Here is a 15867-nt window from a genome sequence, read left to right as displayed (position 1 = left end):
GGCTCCTTACTGCTTGCTGGCCTGCGCGGCTTTCAGCGCGGCGAGTTCGTCGGCAACCTTATCGGCGGCCTGCAGTTCGGCGATCTCTTCGTCGAGCGACTTCTTGTAACCGAGGCTCAGCGCATCGGCGCGGCCTTCGGCTTCGTCGACGCGGCGTTCGAGGATCTCGAAGCGCGAGAAGGCGTCTTCGACGCGGTCGCCGTTGGTCATCTCGCGCAGCTTGTAGCGATTCTCGGCGCTTTCGAGGCGGTTGACGACGCTCGACTGGCGCGCGCGGGCTTCCGAAAGCTTCTTCTGCAGCTTGGCGATGTCGGCCTCGTAACCGGTCAGCGCGTCGTCGAGGACGGCGATCTCGGCCTTGAGCTTCTCGGCCATGTCGCCGGCCTTCTGCTTTTCGACGAGCGCGGCGGTGGCGAGGTCTTCGCGGTCCTTCGACAGCGCGAGTTCGGCCTTTTCCTTCCAGCTGTCCTGCAGGCTTTCGAGCTTGGCGATGTGGCGGCGCATTTCCTTTTGGTCCGCGATCGTGCGGGCGGCGGAGGCGCGAACTTCGACGAGCGTTTCGTTCATCTCGAAGATGATCTGGCGGATCATCTTTTCGGGGTCCTCGGCCCGGTCGAGCAGGTCGGTGACGTTGGCGGCGATGATGTCGCGGGTTCGTGAAAAAATACCCATTTTGAAACTCCTGTCGAAAATCTTGAGACCCGGTATTTTTTTGGGTGTCGTTGGAAAAAAGCTGGTGCCGGGGCGGGGCAAGGGGGGAGAGTGCCCCGGCACCAGTGCCGGTCAGGCCAAAGCGCTGACCGCCGGGGACATGACAGCGGCAACCAGCGGGCCGGCAGGGGTGCCGGTGACGCTGGCGGCGACCTGGGGCTGGTCGATCACACCGACGAGGATGGCAAGCGCTCCGACCGCGCTGAGCGCGAAAGTGGCGGCCTGGGCAAACATCGTTTTCATGGATCAACCTTCCCTGTAGTTTTCGCTGCACCGGTGCGATTTGCGCCGGTTCGTCTGAAACAATGCATAGGGCGTGCCAATTGCGCGCACGCACGGAAAACCGCCGAAATTCGCGCCGGAATCGCACCCCCAATCGATTTGACTTGCCAATGAGCGGGAAAATTTGCCAATGATTGGGAATGGAGCGCGAGACCCAATTTATCGGCCAATCGGCGGCGTTTCAGGACGCGGTCGAACGCGCGAGTCTCGCGGCGTCGCTCGACCGCCCGGTGCTGGTGATCGGCGAGCGCGGCACGGGCAAGGAACTGATCGCCGAGCGCCTCCACCGCCTGTCGACGCGCTGGGACCGCCCCTATGTGATCATGAACTGCGCCGCGATGCCAGAGACGCTGATCGAGTCCGAACTCTTCGGGCACGAGGCGGGCGCCTTTACCGGCGCGACGCGCACCCGCGCGGGGCGCTTCGAGGAGGCCGACGGCGGCACCTTGTTCCTCGACGAACTCGCGACGATGTCGATGGGGGCGCAGGAGCGCCTGCTGCGTGCGGTCGAATATGGCGAGGTGACGCGCGTCGGCTCGTCGCGCCCGATCCGCGTCGACGTGCGCATCGTCGCGGCGACCAACGAGCATCTGCCCGCGCTCGCCGAGGATAATCGTTTCCGCGCCGACCTGCTCGACCGGCTGTCGTTCGAGGTCATCACCCTGCCCCCGCTGCGCGCGCGCGAAGGCGATATCGAGGTGCTCGCCGAATATTTCGGACAGCGCATGGCGGCGGTGCTCGGCTGGGACGAATGGCCGGGTTTCGGCCCGCGCGCGCTCGCGGCGATGGAGGGGCACGACTGGCCGGGCAATGTCCGCGAACTCCGGAACGTGATCGAGCGCGCGATCTATCGCTGGGCCGACGCCGAAAAGCCCGTCGACGCGCTGAGCTTCGACCCTTTTGCGAGCCCCTGGCAGCCGGTATCGCGCAAGGTCCCCGCACGGCCCGAGGCGTCCGCCCCGGCACCGGCGAACGACGCCGCGCAAACCGCCGCCGCCCCGCCCTCCGGCCCGGTCAGCGACCTGCGCGCTGCGGTCGACGCTTATGAAAAGCAGATTTTGTCCGACACGATGGCGCGCTGCCGCTTCAATCAGAAGGTCGCGGCCGAGGCGCTGGGATTGAGCTACGACCAGATCCGCCACGCGCTGAAAAAGCACGGGCTGAATCAGTAGCACGCGAACGTCGTCCCAGCGAAAGCTGGGACCGCCATCGTCCTTTATGGGCGCCAGAGATCCCAGCTTTCGCTGGGATGACGGTGTAACCTACTGCCCCGGCAACTGCGCGCTCAACGCTTCCAGCAACGCATCCTGCGTCGAGGCCAGATCGGCGAGCCGGTCGCGCAGCGCATAGATGTCGGGAAGCCCGTCGATCTGCTCGTCGACACTGCGCTCGACATAGAGGCGATCGATATCGGCGAGCGCCGCGGTGAGCGGCGCGCGTGCTGCCGCGAGGCGCGAGATCGCCTGCTGCGCGACGACCCAGCGTTCGCTGGCGACGGGCGCGCCCGCGGCCGCCGAAACCGCCGACGCGGTCGCAGATCGTTCGGCGGCGAAGGCCTGCTGGCCGGCGGCACCATCCGATTCCCAGCGCTGAAGCCGTCCGGCAACGTCGGTGGGCAGCGGCCCCGGGGGCGCGACGACGACCGCGGGGGGTGCGACATCGAATCGCCCCTCGACCGCGCGCTTCGCCAGCGAGGGTCCGTCGTTGGCCTGCGTCGCGGCGCAAGCCGGCAGCGACAGGAGCAGCGGAGCAAAAAGAAAGGCGCGCGTCATCGCCGCCCCTGATATGGGCGCACCGACGGCGCAGCAAGCACCGAATCGGCGGCGCGCGCGATAATTGGTGCAGCCCCGCGCTTTTGGATGAAAAGCACGGGATTTGGCGGTTGACAGCACGCGCCTGGCTCGCTAGTGGCGCTGACTTTCCCGCATGCCGGAAAAATCGCCTGCTTTGGCGGGTGACTGGCAGCGTGGGTGTTTTAGTTTCTGATTGGATGGAAGACCATGTTCGCAATCGTGCGCACGGGCGGCAAGCAGTATCGCGTCGCCGCTGGAGACAAGATCGCCGTTGAAAAGATCGACGGCGAAGCTGGCGACACCGTGTCGCTGGGCGACATCCTGCTGGCCGGTGACGGCGGCGAAGTGAAGAGCGCCGACGGCCTCGTCGTTTCGGCCGAGATCATCGCCCAGACGCGCGGCGAAAAGGTCATCGTCTTCAAGAAGCGCCGCCGGCACAACTACCGCCGCCGCAACGGTCACCGCCAGTCGCTGACGCTGCTGCGCATCCTCGCTGTCGGCGATGCCAAGAAGGCCGCGCCGAAGAAGGAAGCCGCTCCGAAGGCAGAGGCCGCTCCGGCCGCCGAAGCCAAGGCTGCAGCGCCCGCCAAGGAAGCCGCGCCGAAGAAGGCTGCTGCTCCGAAGGCCGAAGCCGCCGCCGAAAAGAAGCCCGCTGCCAAGAAGGCAGCCCCCAAGAAGGAAGCCTGAGCGCGGCAACGCCGCTCGGCCTCTCGAACGAACGAATTAAGGAGCATCAGTCATGGCACATAAGAAAGCAGGCGGTTCTTCGCGCAACGGTCGCGACTCAGCCGGCCGCCGCCTTGGCGTGAAGAAGTTCGGCGGTCAGGAAGTGATCGGCGGCAACATTATCGTGCGTCAGCGCGGCACCAAGGTTTACCCGGGTGTCAACGTTGGCATGGGCAAGGACCACACGCTGTTCGCAACCGCCGACGGCCAAGTCCGATTCCACGATGGCAAGCTTGGCCGCAAATATGTGTCGGTCGACGCCATGGCGGAAGCCGCCGAATAAGGACGATCTTCCAGGGTCGTCCACCAAGGGATGACCCGGAACGGTCCTTTCCGCCTCCAGCGGAAACAAAGTTCGAAAAGAGGGAGACGGGTCACCCCCGTACTCCCTTTTTTCTTGTCCAAAATCCGTCACTTGTGACGATCGGGCGCGAAAACGGGGCCATCCATCTCCCTCCATATCGAATGTCGTCAAAGCGTCACCATCTGGCGCCAAGGCGACAGGCATTGGGAGTTTGAAAAGATGTTCGCGCGTACCGAAAGACTGTTGCTGCGGCCCGGCTGGCAGGAAGACGCCCCGGCGTTGGCCCGGGCGATCGGCGAGGAGGCGGTGGTCCGCAATCTCGCGACCGCACCCTGGCCCTATGGCGAGGAGGAGGCGCAGAAGTTCCTGAGCCTTCCCGTCGATCCCGACCAGCCGCGTTTCCTGATCTTTGCCCGCACCGGCGGCGCACCGCGCCTCGTCGGCGGCTGCGGCATCAAGCCCGATGAAGAGGGCCGCCCCGAATTGGGATACTGGATCGCGCGCCCCTATTGGGGACTCGGCTTTGCGACCGAGGCGGGCCGCCAGCTCGTCCACATCGCGCGCGCGATAAACCTGCCGAAGCTCACTGCCGGCCATTTCCTCGACAATCCGGCGTCGGGTGCGGTGCTGCGCAAGCTCGGCTTCAGGCCCACCGGCAAGGTCGCGCAGCGCTACAGCGTCGCGCGCGGCGGCGAGGCCGCGTGTGCGCTGTTCGAAGAAGGCGACGCCGATGCCGATGGCGCCGTCACCCCGATGCGAACCCGCATCGGGGTGGACGAGGATTTCCGTCAGGAACTGCGCCTGATGGCAGCCTGAGGCGCTGCTCGCTTGAGCAGCGCCCACAGGATTGGTGGCAGCAGCAATTCGACGCTGCCCAGCACGATGAACAGCGTGTTCGGCAGCCCGACCGCGAGCGCCGAGACGATCCGCGCGATACCGCCAAGGAAGAAGATCAGGAGCAGCGCGCCAAAAACGTCGCGCCGCTGGACCAGCGCGCGACTGGACCAGATCATCGCTGCGCCATAGCCGAGGAACAACGTCGCGTAGAAGCGATCCTCGCTGTCCATCGTCGCATTGACCGGCACCGATCCGGGGATCGCCGCTGGCCCCAATGCGATATGCGCGAGCGCGATCACCACGCAGACCGTGCCGAACAGGGCCGCAAACAGCGAAAGCGCGCGCAGCACGGGAGACTAGCCGCGCATCTTGTTCACCATGCCCATGATGTCGTCGAGCGGATTGCCGTCGCCGTCCATGTCGAGCATCTTGCCCAAACCGCCGAGACCGCCTGCCGAAGGTGCCGCACCGCCGCCCATCGCGCCGCCAAGCACATTGCCGAGCATGCCGCCCAGCCCGCCGCTCTCGCTGCCCTGCCCGCCCTGCTTCGCCATATAGCCTGCGGCCATCATCGCGAGCATCGGCAGCATCTGCTTGAGAATCCCCGAATCGATCCCGGTCTGCGCCGCGGCCTGTCCGGCGACGGTGCGGCTGACATCCTTCGACCCGAAAATCTGGCCGAGCACGTCATTGCCCTGTTCGACCGGGGTCGTCTGCGGTCCGAGCACCGAGTCGAGCAGGCCGCCGCCGCCCAGCTGGCCGAGCAGCCCGCCGAGGCCTTCGACTCCGCCGCCCGATTGCGCCTGTTTCTTGAACCCGCCGAGAATCGCGGGCAGCAGCGCGTCGGCGCCCTGTTTTGCCATCGCGGGCGGAATGCCCAGCTGGTTCGCCATCGATTCGATGCCGCCGGCCTGCGCCAAAATATCGGTGAGATTCATGTCATCATACTCCCGCTTCGGCGCAGATCGGACACCGCACCGATTGGAATGAGTATAGCAGCGCGCGGGCGAAGGACGAGTCGGTCTTTTGACTGTCATTCTCAAATGCATAGTCCTAGCTTGCGGCTGTTCGACTCGCCTCTTCCGGGTTGAGCCGCTTTTCTAGTGGGAGCTACACAATGAGCATTTTCGGCAAGATCAAGGACGCCATCTTCGGCAAGAAGGCCGTCGCTGCAGAACCCGCCGCCCCGGCAGCCCCCAACCCCGTCGGCTCCGCACTCGACGCCGCGACGCAAGCCATGGCAGCAGCGGCCGCCGCGCCGGTCGATGTCGATGCGATCCTCACCGCCGAGGCCGCCAAGGCCGGGCAGGATCTCAACTGGCGCACGTCGATCGTCGACCTGATGAAGCTGCTCGGGATCGATTCGAGCCTCGCCAACCGCAAGGAACTGGCGCAGGAACTCGGCTATACCGGCGAGCTCGACGGCAGCGCCGAAATGAACATCTGGCTGCACAAGGCGGTGATGCGCGAACTCGCGGCGAACGGCGGCAAGGTGCCCGCCGACCTTACCGACTGATAGACGGCCGATAATTTTCGACGGGGGTCGGGAGGGCAGCAGCTTTCCCGGCCCCTTTTCGTTGACCGGCGCGCCCCCGCGCCTAGACAGGTTTCACAAGAAACAAGTCGCCAGGGAGCCGCCCGTGTCCAATCCGCTTTCCATCCCCGTCAGCCGCCGCCAGACGCTCGCCACGCTCGGTGCGGGCACCGCAGGGCTTGCTATCGCTGGCCCCGCGTCGGCGCTGCAGTCGCCGCCAAAGAGTAACGCGCAGAAACTGCTCGATTCGGTCGCCGACAATCTGCTCGCGCTGTCGCCCGAAGGCGCGACCTCGCTCGGTATCGACACCGGCGCGCGCGCCGCGATGCGCGGGCGTCTCGGCGACCGGTCGGCGGCAGGGCAGAAAGCCGTCGCCGACACGCTGAAGGCCGATCTCGCGCGCGTCCGCGCCTTCGACAAAGCGGGGCTCGATCACAGCACCCGCACCAGCCTTGCTGTCGTCGAAAGCGCCTATGGCGTCGCGCTCGACGGCTTTGCCCTGCCCTATGGCGATGTCGCGGTCGGCGGCTGGCGCAACACGCCCTATGTCGTGATCCAGAATGTCGGCGCCTATCTCGACGTGCCCAAATTCCTCGACAGCGACCATCCGGTGAAGAACGCCGCAGATGCCGAAGCCTATCTCTCGCGCCTCAATGCCTTTCCGGGCGCGCTCGACGGCGAGACCGACCGGCTGAAGGCCTCGGGTGGACGGGGACTGATCGCCCCCGCCTTCCTGATCGACAAGGCGGTGAAGCAGATGGAAGCGAGCCTGGCCGATGCGAAGGCGGGCGGCTCGATGGTCGAAAGCCTCGTCCGCCGCACCGGCGAAGCGAAGATCGCGGGTGACTGGAGCGCGCGCTCGGCGAAGATCGTGCAGGGGCCCGTCGCCGCGGCGCTCGAACGCCAGCTCACCGCGATGAAGGCGCAGCGGTCGAAGGCGACGATGGACGCAGGCATGTGGGCGCGGCCGGGCGGCGACGAATGGTATGCGTGGGGCCTCCGCGCCTCGACCACCACGCGCATGACCCCCGACGAAATCCACGCGATGGGCCGCGAAGAACTCGCCGAACTCCATGGTCGCATGGACCCGATTCTCAAGAAACTCGGCTATACCCAAGGCTCGGTCGGCGACCGGATGAACGCGCTCGCCAAGGATCCGCGTTTCCAATTCCCCGACAATGACGCGGGCCGCGCCGAAATCCACGCCTATATCCAGACCTGGCTCGGCAAGATCCGCGCCGAGTTGCCGCGCGCCTTCCGCACGCTGGTGAAGGGCAATGTCGAGGTGAAGCGCCTGCCGCTCGCCGAGGAACCCGGCGCGCCCGCGGCCTATGGCGGCGCGGGGTCGATCGATGGCAGCGTTCCGGGCAAATTCTGGATCAACCTGCGCACCACCGAGCTCCACAGCAAATATTCTCTCCCCGACCTCACGATGCACGAGGCGATTCCGGGCCATGTGTGGCAGGGCGAATATGCCAACCAGATGCCGCTCATTCGCACGATGCTGGCATTCAACGCTTATTCGGAAGGGTGGGCGCTCTATGCCGAACAGCTCGCCGACGAGCTGGGACTTTACGATGACTTTGAGGTCGGGCGCTTGGGCTATCTCCAGTCGCTGGCCTTCCGCGCCTGCCGCCTTATCGTCGACACCGGCCTCCACGCCAAACGCTGGACGCGCGAGCAGGGCGTCGACTTCTTCGTCAAGGAGAATGGCTCGAACCCGCTCGAGGTCGCGAGCGAGGTCGACCGTTATTGCAGCTGGGCCGGGCAGGCGTGCGGCTACAAGGTCGGGCACAGCGAGATCGTCCGCCAGCGCGGGCTGGCGCAAAAGGCGCTCGGCGCGAAATATGACCTCCGCGATTTCGACAATGTCGTCGTCGAGGGCGGCAATGTCCCGCTCGACGTGCTCGCGCAGAATGTCGCCGCCTATGTGGCAGGCGCGAAAGGCTAACTCCCCTCTTCGCCATTGCGACCCCGGCGGAAGCCGGGGTCGCAATGGCGACTAAGGCAAAGGCGCAAGATCGGGTTCGACGAAGGCGCGCCGCGCCGGCACCGAGAAGAGCAGCTCGCGGCTGTAGAAGCGCAGCGGCCAGTCGCGGCGGCCCATGTCGGAGCGCAGCAGCGCGTTGACGCGCGCCGCGAGTTCCGTCTCCGCGGTCGTCGACAGGAACAGCCGTACCCCCGCGACATAAGCGCGGGTGATGCTGTCGTGATAGCCGCCATGGTCGTCGTTCACGCCGCCGACGCTTTCGTTGAAGCGGCGGATGATAGTGGCGATCTCGGCATCGATATCGACGTCGGGGCGCTCGGTCAGCAGCCATAGGCACGCGCCAAGATGCGCCTCGTGCGTCCACGCTTCGCGCGGCAAGGCGCACGCGAGCAGCCCTTCGCCGAGCGCGCGGATTTCGTCGTCGCGCGCGAACAGGCGCGGTTTATATTCGGTGGTCATGGGTCCGTTCCTTCCGGGTGATGTGCCACCCGGAAGAGGTCCGGGTCAATTATGCCGCGACGGCGGCCTGCGGTGCGGCCTGGCGGACGCCTTCGTCGACATGGTCCGCAAATTGCGCGAAATTGTCGATGAATTGTCCGACGAGCGTTTGTGCGGTGCGGTCATAGGCGGCCTTGTCGGCCCACGCTTCGCGCGGATCGAGCAGGCCGCTGTCGACGCCCGGAACCGCGACGGGGACCATGAAACCGAAATTCGGGTCCTTGCGGAATTCGGCGTCGTTGAGGCTGCCGTCGAGCGCGGCGTTAAGCAGCGCGCGCGTCGCCTTGATCGGCATGCGCTTGATGCCGTCCATCGTCGCCATGCCGCCGGTCCAGCCGGTGTTGACGAGCCAGCACTGGACGCCGCCCTTGGCGATGCGTTCTTTCAGAAGGTTGCCATAGACCGACGGGTGACGCGGCATGAACGGCGCGCCGAAGCAGGTCGAGAAGGTTGCCTCGGGCTCGGTCACGCCGATCTCGGTCCCCGCAACGCGCGCGGTATAGCCCGACAGGAAGTGATACATTGCCTGATCGGGGGTCAGCTTCGCGATCGGCGGCAGCACGCCATAGGCGTCGGCGGTGAGCATGATCACCGTCTTGGGCACCGGGCCCATATTATGGTCCGACGTGTTCGGAATGAAGTCGATCGGGTACGAACCGCGGCTGTTCTCGGCGAGGCTGTTGTCGTCGAAATCGAGCTCGCGCGTTTGCGCGTCGATCACGACATTTTCGAGCACGGTGCCGAAGCGCTTCGTCGTCGCGAAAATCTCGGGCTCGGCTTCGGGCGAGAGGCGGATCATCTTGGCATAGCAGCCGCCTTCGAAGTTGAAGACCGCGGTGTCCGACCAGCCATGCTCGTCGTCGCCGATCAGCGTGCGCGAGGCATCGGCCGAGAGCGTCGTCTTGCCGGTGCCCGAAAGGCCGAAGAAGACCGCGGTATCGCCCTTGGGTCCGATGTTCGCCGAACAGTGCATCGGCATCACGCCATCGACGGGGAGCAGATAGTTGAGGATGCCGAACACCGACTTCTTCATCTCGCCGGCATAAGCGGTGCCGCCGATCAGGATCAGCTTTTCGGTGAAATTGACCGCGACGACGGTTTCGGTGCGCGTGCCGTGCTTCGCCGGATCGGCGCGGAAGCTCGGCAGGTCGATGATCGTATATTCGCTCGCGAACGCCGCCAGCTCCTCGGCCGTCGGTCGGACGAGAAGCGTGCGGATGAACTGGCTGTGCCAGGCGAATTCGGTGACGACCTGGACCGCAACGCGATGCTCGGGCTGCGAGCCGCCGAACAGCTGCTGGCGATAGAGGCGCGGGCGCTCGGCGAGGTGCGCGAAGAAATCGGCCTTCAAGGCCGCGAAATGATCGGGGGTCATCGGGACATTGGTCTTGCCCCACCAGATCGTGTCGGCGGTCTCGGCGTCCTGGACGATGAACTTGTCCTTCGCGCTGCGCCCGGTGTGCTTGCCGGTTTCGACGACCAGCGGGCCGTCCTTGGCGAGCACGCCTTCGCCGTGGCGGACCGCGTCCTCGATCAGCTGCGGCGCGCCCCAGTTTTCGGCGACCTCCGCCTTCGTCTCGACGGTGCTCGCGCCGATAACAATCTTGGTCATTTGCCTTCGCCTTTCCTTGTCCGGCGGCGTCGTTGCATACCTATGCAATGCTTAGCGCACTAATGGGTTGGCCCGCATTTGCATGGGTGCCGACGTGACCGCCGATTCCGAAATCCCGGCCGCGTTAGCTCGCTTGGCGGGGGAGGTCAAAAGATTAAAGCGGGGCCGCGCCGCGCTTGCGACGAACGCGCAAAGCGGGAAACCGGTGACCATGCGCGCGGTTGTCGCTGCGCCCCGGATAGGCTAATCGCTTTGCCGGGCCCGCCCAACGGAAAGAGCATGACGGCAACTATCGCGCTGGTCGACGACGACCGCAACATTCTGCAATCCCTTTCCATCGCGCTGCAGGCCGAGGGTTTCGTGACGCGCGTCTATTCGGACGGCGAAGCGGCGCTGAAACCGCTCATCGACAATCCGCCCGACCTTGCGGTGTTCGACATCAAGATGCCGCGCATGGACGGGCTCGAACTGCTGCGCCGCTTGCGCGAAAAAAGCCAGCTTCCGGTGATCTTCCTGACCAGCAAGGACGACGAGATCGACGAGGCACTGGGGCTCGCGATGGGCGCCGACGATTATATCGCCAAGCCCTTTTCCCAGCGCCTGGTGATCGCGCGCATCCGCGCCATATTGCGCCGCGTCGAGCTCAACAAAAGCGCGGCCGAAGAGGGCGACGAGCCCGTCGCCGAACCGATCACCCGCGGACGGCTGAGCATGGACCCGGCGCGCCACAAGGTCGCATGGGACGGCAAGGACGTCACGCTGACGGTCACCGAATTCCTGATCCTCGAAACGCTGGCCAGCCGCCCCGGCATCGTGCGCAGCCGCAACCAGTTGATGGACGCCGCCTATCAGGACGACGTCTATATCGACGACCGCACGATCGACAGCCACATCAAGCGCTTGCGCCGCAAGTTCCGCGAGGTCGACCCCGAATTCGACGCGATCGCCACCCTCTATGGCGCGGGGTATCGCTTTGCCGATGAAAGCTGACGCCCAGAAAGCTGAAGGGAGCGTCGCCGAACAGGAGGAGGCGCCGCTCGTCTGGTCGGCGCGCTGGTCGCTGACGACGCGCATCCTCGCGGTGAACATCCTCGCAATCGCGCTGCTCGCGGGCGGCTTCTATTATCTCGACACCTATCGCAGCCGCCTTGTCGATACACGCATCGAGGTGATGAAGGACCAGCTCGCGATGCTCGACAGCGCGCTCGAGGCCGCACGCCCCGAGGAGCGGACGCGGCTGATCGACGAGTTCGCGGCAGCGACCGAATCGCGGCTGCGTTTCTATGCGCCCGACGGCCAGCGCATCTCGGACAGCTTTCAGAGCGGTCCGCCGACCTATACGCTGCGCGATCCCGACCTCCAGCCCTGGAAGCGCGATGCCGCGCGCGCGATGGACCGCGGGATCGACTGGGTCGTCGGCGCGCCGACCTATCCCGATTTTGAGGAGCCGCGCGTCGACCGGGCGCAGTCCTGGCCCGAAGTCGTCGAGGCGCAGACCGGCGGGGTCGCCGCGAGCCGCTTCCGCTTTGCCCCCGAACGCACACCGCTGCTCAGCGCCGCGCGCGTGGTCGACCTAGAGACACCGCAGACGGTGCTGATGACGCTCAACGCGCGCGATATCACGCGCACCGTGCGCGCCGAGCGGTTCCGCATCGCAGTCGTCGTCGCGATGGTGCTGATGGCTTCGGTGCTCCTTTCGCTGTTCCTCGCGCGCACCATCGTCCGGCCGCTGCGCCGGCTGGCGCGCGCCGCGGTGCGCGTCCGCCTCGGCCGCGCGCGCGAAGTCGTCGTCCCGCGCCTGCCGAGCCGCCGCGACGAGATCGGCACGCTCGCGCGCGCGCTGTCCGACATGACGCAGGCGCTACGCGAACGCATCGACGCGGGCGAACATTTCGCCGCCGACGTGACGCACGAACTCAAGAATCCGATCGCTTCGGTCCGCTCGGCGATCGAGGGGCTGGGGCGCGTCAAGAGTGACGAGCAGCGCGCGCAACTGCTCGCGATCGCCGACGAGGACGTCCGCCGGCTCGACCGGCTGGTGAGCGACATCAGCGAGGCGAGCCGCGTCGACGCGCAATTGTCACGCACCCTGTTCGAACCGATCGACGTCGGCATTATGATCGAATCGATGCTCGCCGCGCGCGCGGCGCGCGTCGACGCGAATGTGCCGCAGCCGCGCGTCGCATTCGCGCGCCCGCGCAAGGGCACAACGGTGGTGATGGGCGACGGCCACCGGCTCGAACGCGCGATCGACAATGTCATCGACAATGCGATCAGCTTTTCGCCCGACGCCGGCCTCGTCTGCGTCTCGGCAACGCGTCTCGGCGACGAGGTTCACATCAAGGTCGACGACGACGGCCCCGGGATCGATCCCGCGCAGCGCGACGCCATTTTCCGCCGTTTTCACAGCGAACGCCCTTCGGGAGCCTTTGGGCGGCACAGCGGATTGGGTCTGGCGATCGCGCGGACGATCGTCGAGGGGCATAGCGGGACGATCAGCGCCAAGGATCGCGACGACGGCAAACCCGGTGCAAGCCTGCTCATCACCCTCCCCGCGCGCGAAGGCGGGCACGCGGCAGGCTGACGCCGTCATCCTATCGCCTTGCGGCACCGCATCGTCGCCGGTAAGCCATGCGCCATGCTTCCGAGCCGGACCCGAACCGATATCATCAATATCCATGCCAGCTGCGTCGCGGCGGGCAATGGCGGCGTGCTGATCCTCGGCAATTCGGGACAGGGCAAATCGGACCTCGCGCTGCGGCTGATCGACCGCGGTGCCAAGCTGGTCGCCGACGATCGCTGCGACATCTGGTTCGAACGCGACCGCCTGTGGTGCCGCCCGCCCGAAAATCTCGCGGGCAAGCTGGAAGTACGTGGCATCGGGATCATCGAACGCGCGTGGACGGCACCCGTGCCGCTCGCGCTCGCGGTGCGCCTGACCGACCGTTACGATCGCATGCCGTCGATCAATCAGTTCGAGACGGTCGCGGGCCGCCCGCTGCCCGCGCTGCTGCTGTCGGCGTTCGAGGCGTCGGCGCCGATCAAGATCCTGCTCGCACTCGAACGGCTGGCGCCCGGCGCATGATGCATCGACGATGAGTCCGGCCGCCGAATCGCGCCTGTTGCTGGTTACCGGCCTGTCGGGCGCGGGAAAATCGACCGTGCTCAAGGTGCTCGAGGACCTCGGCTGGGAGGTTGTCGACAATCTGCCGCTCGCGCTGCTCGAAACGCTCATTGACGCGCCGATGCAGCGCAGCGAAGCGGGTCGCCCGCTCGCGATCGGCATCGACAGTCGTAGTCGAGGCTTCCGTCCCGCGCTGCTCGTGCGCCGGATCAAGGATTTGCGCGAAGCGGGCGGCCGCGACATCCAGACTTTGTTCCTCGACTGCGCGGGCGCCGAGCTTGAGCGCCGCTTTTCCGAAACGCGCCGCCGCCACCCGATGGCCGAGGACCGCCCCGCCGCCGACGGCATCGCGCGCGAGCGCGAGATGATGGAGCCGCTCCGCCGCTGGGCCGAGCATGTCGTCGATACGACGAATTACAGCAGCAATGATTTGCAGCAGGAAATCCGCCAGCGCTTCGGCGACGCGAGCGACGGCGAGCCGGTGCTCAACGTGATGAGCTTTGGCTTCGCGCGCGGGCTGCCGCGCAACGCCGACCTCGTCTTCGACATGCGCTATCTGCGCAATCCGCACTGGGACCCGAAGCTGAAACCCGGCACCGGGCTCGACGCCGATGTCGCCGCCTATGTCATCGCCGACCCCGCCTATGAGGACAGCGTCGCGCAGATCGAGAAGCTGATCCTGACCCTGCTGCCGCGCTACCGCGCCGAGGGCAAAAGCTATGTCACCATTGCTTTTGGTTGCACCGGCGGCCGCCACCGGTCGGTCCATGTCGCGGCGCGTGTTGCCCAAACGCTACGCGAATCCGGATATGAGCCAACGCTGACCCACCGCAATCTTGACTCTGCCCCGCAAGATGGGCTTGAGGGCAGGCCCCCGCCCGCGGCTTCCGCGCCCGGCGGCAAAACATAAGGGTCGACGACTGCATGCCGAACGATAAGGCTCTGCCGCTTCTGGGAATGGTGCTCGTCACCCACGGCCGCCTCGCCGAGGAAATGGTGCGCGCGATGGAGCATGTCGTCGGTCCCCAAAGGGCCATCGCGACCGTGTGCATCGGCCCCAACGACAATATGGAAATGCGCCGCAAGGAAATCGCCGATGCGATTCGCAAGGTCGACGAAGGTCGCGGCGTCGTGATGCTCACCGACTTGTTCGGCGGCACGCCGTCGAACCTTGCGATCAGCCTGCTCGAATCGGGGCGCACCGAAGTGATCGCGGGCGTCAACCTGCCGATGCTGATCCGCCTCGAAAGCGCGCGCAAGACGATGGAGCTGCGCGCCGCGGTGATCGCCGCGAAGGAAGCCGGCCAGAAATATATTTCGGTCGCGTCGGAAATGCTGGGAGTGGGCCCTTGAACGAAAATTCCGAGACGGTCGAAATCACCAACCAGCGCGGCCTGCACGCGCGCGCCAGCGCCAAGTTCGTGACCTTCGTCAGCCGCCTGCCCGAAAGCGTCTCGGTCGAGGTCGAAAAGGGCGGATCGCGCGTCAACGGCACCTCGATCATGGGGCTGATGATGCTCGGCGCCGCGAAGGGCGATTCGATCACCATCCACACGCGCGGCGACGGCGCCGACGCCGCGCTGCTGAAACTCGTCGGGCTGGTCAAGGACAGCTTCGGCGAGGATTGACGGCATGCGCCGTTCCACCATCGAGAGCCTGTCGAACCCGCTGGTGAAGCGGATGCGATTGCTGCGCGAAAAGCGCCATCGCCGCGCCGAGGGCCTGTTCCTCGCCGAAGGGCTGCGCATCGCGACCGAGGCGCGCGAGGCGGGCGTGCTTCCGCAATGGCTGTTCCTCGGGCCCGAGGGCGACGCACACCCGCTCGCGGCGGCGCTCGCCGCCGACACGCTGGCGGCGGGCGGCGAGGTGATCGACACGACGGGCGCGATCCTCTCGAAACTGTCGGGCAAGGACAATCCGCAGACCGTCGTCGGCATCTATGCCGAACCGCGAACGACGCTCGCCGATCTCGACCGCGACGCCGCGCCGATCTGGCTCGTCGCCGAGCGGCTGCGCGACCCCGGCAATCTCGGCACGATGCTGCGCACCGGCGACGCGGTCGGCGCGGGCGGGCTGATCCTCTTGGACGAATCGACCGATCCCTATGCGGTCGAGGCGGTGCGCGCGAGCATGGGCGCGATCTTCACGCAGAAGCTGGTGGTCGCACGCTGGAACGAGTTTCTGCCGTGGCTGCGGCAGGGGTCGGGGCAGCTCGTCGCGACCTGGCTCGGCGACGACACCGAGGATTATCAGGCGGTGCGCTATACCGCGCCGACCTTCATCCTCACGGGCAATGAATCGCAGGGCATGCCGAGCGAATATGCCGATGCCGCCGACGTCCGCGTGAAGATGCCAATGATGGGCAAGGCCGACAGCCTCAACGCCGCGGTCGCGACCGCGGTGATGGCATATGAGGTGCTGAACCAGCGGCGGAACCAATAGCGCCGCGCGCGGTT

20 protein-coding genes are annotated in these 15867 nt (G+C 66.2%); 13 read left to right on the top strand and 7 right to left on the bottom strand.

All coding sequences use genetic code 11. From position 1 onward, the window contains the following. Positions 1-6: 6 nt before the first annotated feature. Both pspA and V8J55_RS07945 read right to left on the bottom strand, forming a co-directional pair. Entirely contained in the window at positions 7-672 is a 666-nt protein-coding gene (pspA, locus tag V8J55_RS07950; protein ID WP_056367987.1) for a phage shock protein PspA, read from the bottom strand. 111 nt (positions 673-783) lie between these two features. Beyond that, positions 784-954 (bottom strand): hypothetical protein, encoded by a 171-nt coding sequence (locus V8J55_RS07945; protein WP_156419602.1) that lies wholly within the window; start codon positions 952-954, stop codon positions 784-786. 179 nt (positions 955-1133) lie between these two features. Here V8J55_RS07945 and pspF point away from each other — a divergent pair, with 179 nt between their 5' ends. Further along, a complete protein-coding gene (gene pspF, locus V8J55_RS07940; RefSeq protein WP_336445105.1) occupies positions 1134-2165 on the top strand; it encodes a phage shock protein operon transcriptional activator in 1032 nt (343 codons plus the stop codon). A gap of 90 nt (positions 2166-2255) precedes the next feature. Here pspF and V8J55_RS07935 read toward each other — a convergent pair whose 3' ends face one another. Continuing rightward, positions 2256-2765 (bottom strand): hypothetical protein, encoded by a 510-nt coding sequence (locus V8J55_RS07935; RefSeq protein ID WP_336445104.1) that lies wholly within the window; start codon positions 2763-2765, stop codon positions 2256-2258. Positions 2766-2993: 228 nt separating this feature from the next. On the opposite strand from V8J55_RS07935, the gene rplU reads away from it, so the two are divergent. The 3 genes from rplU (at position 2994) to V8J55_RS07920 (ending at position 4632) form a co-directional block, all read left to right on the top strand. Continuing rightward, positions 2994-3473, top strand: coding sequence for a 50S ribosomal protein L21 (gene rplU / locus V8J55_RS07930; protein ID WP_037513605.1), 480 nt, complete (start codon positions 2994-2996; stop codon positions 3471-3473). 52 nt (positions 3474-3525) lie between these two features. Continuing rightward, positions 3526-3795, top strand: coding sequence for a 50S ribosomal protein L27 (rpmA, locus tag V8J55_RS07925; protein ID WP_037513604.1), 270 nt, complete (start codon positions 3526-3528; stop codon positions 3793-3795). A gap of 240 nt (positions 3796-4035) precedes the next feature. Beyond that, on the top strand, positions 4036-4632 hold the full coding sequence (locus V8J55_RS07920) for a GNAT family N-acetyltransferase (RefSeq protein ID WP_336445103.1): 597 nt from the start codon (positions 4036-4038) through the stop codon (positions 4630-4632). On the opposite strand, the gene V8J55_RS07915 is transcribed toward V8J55_RS07920, so the two are convergent. Further along, on the bottom strand, positions 4605-5003 hold the full coding sequence (locus V8J55_RS07915; protein ID WP_336445102.1) for a DUF4345 domain-containing protein: 399 nt from the start codon (positions 5001-5003) through the stop codon (positions 4605-4607). The genes V8J55_RS07920 and V8J55_RS07915 overlap by 28 nt on opposite strands. Positions 5004-5009: 6 nt before the next feature. Beyond that, a complete protein-coding gene (locus V8J55_RS07910) occupies positions 5010-5591 on the bottom strand; it encodes a DUF937 domain-containing protein (protein ID WP_336445101.1) in 582 nt (193 codons plus the stop codon). Positions 5592-5770: 179 nt separating this feature from the next. On the opposite strand from V8J55_RS07910, the gene V8J55_RS07905 reads away from it, so the two are divergent. Both V8J55_RS07905 and V8J55_RS07900 read left to right on the top strand, forming a co-directional pair. After that, positions 5771-6169 carry a DUF3597 domain-containing protein gene (locus V8J55_RS07905; RefSeq protein WP_037513601.1) on the top strand — a complete coding sequence of 133 codons (399 nt, stop codon included), beginning with the start codon at positions 5771-5773 and terminating at the stop codon, positions 6167-6169. A gap of 124 nt (positions 6170-6293) precedes the next feature. Then, positions 6294-8138 (top strand): DUF885 domain-containing protein, encoded by a 1845-nt coding sequence (locus tag V8J55_RS07900; RefSeq protein WP_336445100.1) that lies wholly within the window; start codon positions 6294-6296, stop codon positions 8136-8138. 51 nt (positions 8139-8189) lie between these two features. Here the strand turns inward: V8J55_RS07900 and V8J55_RS07895 are convergent, their stop codons facing one another. Together V8J55_RS07895 and V8J55_RS07890 are read right to left on the bottom strand one after the other, a co-directional pair. Then, on the bottom strand, positions 8190-8636 hold the full coding sequence (locus V8J55_RS07895; protein WP_336445099.1) for a hypothetical protein: 447 nt from the start codon (positions 8634-8636) through the stop codon (positions 8190-8192). A gap of 49 nt (positions 8637-8685) precedes the next feature. Further along, positions 8686-10287, bottom strand: coding sequence for a phosphoenolpyruvate carboxykinase (locus tag V8J55_RS07890; RefSeq protein ID WP_336445098.1), 1602 nt, complete (start codon positions 10285-10287; stop codon positions 8686-8688). 279 nt (positions 10288-10566) lie between these two features. Here V8J55_RS07890 and V8J55_RS07885 point away from each other — a divergent pair, with 279 nt between their 5' ends. Genes V8J55_RS07885 through V8J55_RS07855 form a run of 7 tightly spaced genes read left to right on the top strand, consistent with a single transcriptional unit; the run spans position 10567 to position 15853 of the window. Beyond that, the gene (locus V8J55_RS07885; protein ID WP_336445097.1) at positions 10567-11277 is read left to right on the top strand and encodes a response regulator transcription factor; all 711 of its coding nucleotides are present in this window, start codon (positions 10567-10569) and stop codon (positions 11275-11277) included. Next, the gene (locus tag V8J55_RS07880) at positions 11267-12871 is read left to right on the top strand and encodes a sensor histidine kinase (protein WP_336445096.1); all 1605 of its coding nucleotides are present in this window, start codon (positions 11267-11269) and stop codon (positions 12869-12871) included. Before V8J55_RS07885 ends, V8J55_RS07880 begins: the two co-directional genes overlap by 11 nt. Before the next feature lie 54 nt (positions 12872-12925). After that, a complete protein-coding gene (locus V8J55_RS07875) occupies positions 12926-13372 on the top strand; it encodes an HPr kinase/phosphorylase (protein ID WP_336445095.1) in 447 nt (148 codons plus the stop codon). Positions 13373-13382: 10 nt separating this feature from the next. Further along, on the top strand, positions 13383-14321 hold the full coding sequence (gene rapZ / locus V8J55_RS07870; RefSeq protein WP_336445094.1) for an RNase adapter RapZ: 939 nt from the start codon (positions 13383-13385) through the stop codon (positions 14319-14321). Positions 14322-14335: 14 nt separating this feature from the next. After that, positions 14336-14764, top strand: coding sequence for a PTS sugar transporter subunit IIA (locus tag V8J55_RS07865; protein ID WP_037513594.1), 429 nt, complete (start codon positions 14336-14338; stop codon positions 14762-14764). Then, positions 14761-15039, top strand: a complete 279-nt coding sequence (locus V8J55_RS07860; RefSeq protein ID WP_037513592.1) for an HPr family phosphocarrier protein — start codon at positions 14761-14763, stop codon at positions 15037-15039. The genes V8J55_RS07865 and V8J55_RS07860 overlap by 4 nt, the downstream gene beginning before the upstream one ends. A gap of 4 nt (positions 15040-15043) precedes the next feature. Continuing rightward, a complete protein-coding gene (locus V8J55_RS07855; protein WP_336445093.1) occupies positions 15044-15853 on the top strand; it encodes a TrmH family RNA methyltransferase in 810 nt (269 codons plus the stop codon). Positions 15854-15867 lie beyond the last annotated feature (14 nt).

Source organism: Sphingopyxis sp. CCNWLW2, from assembly GCF_037095755.1.
Classification (GTDB): Bacteria; Pseudomonadota; Alphaproteobacteria; order Sphingomonadales; family Sphingomonadaceae; genus Sphingopyxis.
The sequence above is the reverse complement of the archived record's forward strand: the minus strand, read 5'-3'. Positions and strand labels throughout refer to the sequence as shown.

What these genes read in the sequence shown, in the direction of transcription:
- V8J55_RS07905 (WP_037513601.1), top strand. Translation starts at nt 5,771, where the DNA reads ATGAGCATTTTCGGCAAGATCAAGGACGCCATCTTCGGCAAGAAGGCC.
- pspF (WP_336445105.1), top strand. Translation starts at nt 1,134, where the DNA reads ATGGAGCGCGAGACCCAATTTATCGGCCAATCGGCGGCGTTTCAGGAC.
- V8J55_RS07920 (WP_336445103.1), top strand. Translation starts at nt 4,036, where the DNA reads ATGTTCGCGCGTACCGAAAGACTGTTGCTGCGGCCCGGCTGGCAGGAA.
- rpmA (WP_037513604.1), top strand. Translation starts at nt 3,526, where the DNA reads ATGGCACATAAGAAAGCAGGCGGTTCTTCGCGCAACGGTCGCGACTCA.
- V8J55_RS07880 (WP_336445096.1), top strand. Translation starts at nt 11,267, where the DNA reads ATGAAAGCTGACGCCCAGAAAGCTGAAGGGAGCGTCGCCGAACAGGAG.
- V8J55_RS07890 (WP_336445098.1), bottom strand. Translation starts at nt 10,287, where the DNA reads ATGACCAAGATTGTTATCGGCGCGAGCACCGTCGAGACGAAGGCGGAG.
- V8J55_RS07895 (WP_336445099.1), bottom strand. Translation starts at nt 8,636, where the DNA reads ATGACCACCGAATATAAACCGCGCCTGTTCGCGCGCGACGACGAAATC.
- V8J55_RS07935 (WP_336445104.1), bottom strand. Translation starts at nt 2,765, where the DNA reads ATGACGCGCGCCTTTCTTTTTGCTCCGCTGCTCCTGTCGCTGCCGGCT.
- V8J55_RS07910 (WP_336445101.1), bottom strand. Translation starts at nt 5,591, where the DNA reads ATGAATCTCACCGATATTTTGGCGCAGGCCGGCGGCATCGAATCGATG.
- V8J55_RS07865 (WP_037513594.1), top strand. Translation starts at nt 14,336, where the DNA reads ATGCCGAACGATAAGGCTCTGCCGCTTCTGGGAATGGTGCTCGTCACC.
- V8J55_RS07945 (WP_156419602.1), bottom strand. Translation starts at nt 954, where the DNA reads ATGAAAACGATGTTTGCCCAGGCCGCCACTTTCGCGCTCAGCGCGGTC.
- pspA (WP_056367987.1), bottom strand. Translation starts at nt 672, where the DNA reads ATGGGTATTTTTTCACGAACCCGCGACATCATCGCCGCCAACGTCACC.
- V8J55_RS07855 (WP_336445093.1), top strand. Translation starts at nt 15,044, where the DNA reads ATGCGCCGTTCCACCATCGAGAGCCTGTCGAACCCGCTGGTGAAGCGG.
- V8J55_RS07875 (WP_336445095.1), top strand. Translation starts at nt 12,926, where the DNA reads ATGCTTCCGAGCCGGACCCGAACCGATATCATCAATATCCATGCCAGC.
- rapZ (WP_336445094.1), top strand. Translation starts at nt 13,383, where the DNA reads ATGAGTCCGGCCGCCGAATCGCGCCTGTTGCTGGTTACCGGCCTGTCG.
- V8J55_RS07885 (WP_336445097.1), top strand. Translation starts at nt 10,567, where the DNA reads ATGACGGCAACTATCGCGCTGGTCGACGACGACCGCAACATTCTGCAA.
- rplU (WP_037513605.1), top strand. Translation starts at nt 2,994, where the DNA reads ATGTTCGCAATCGTGCGCACGGGCGGCAAGCAGTATCGCGTCGCCGCT.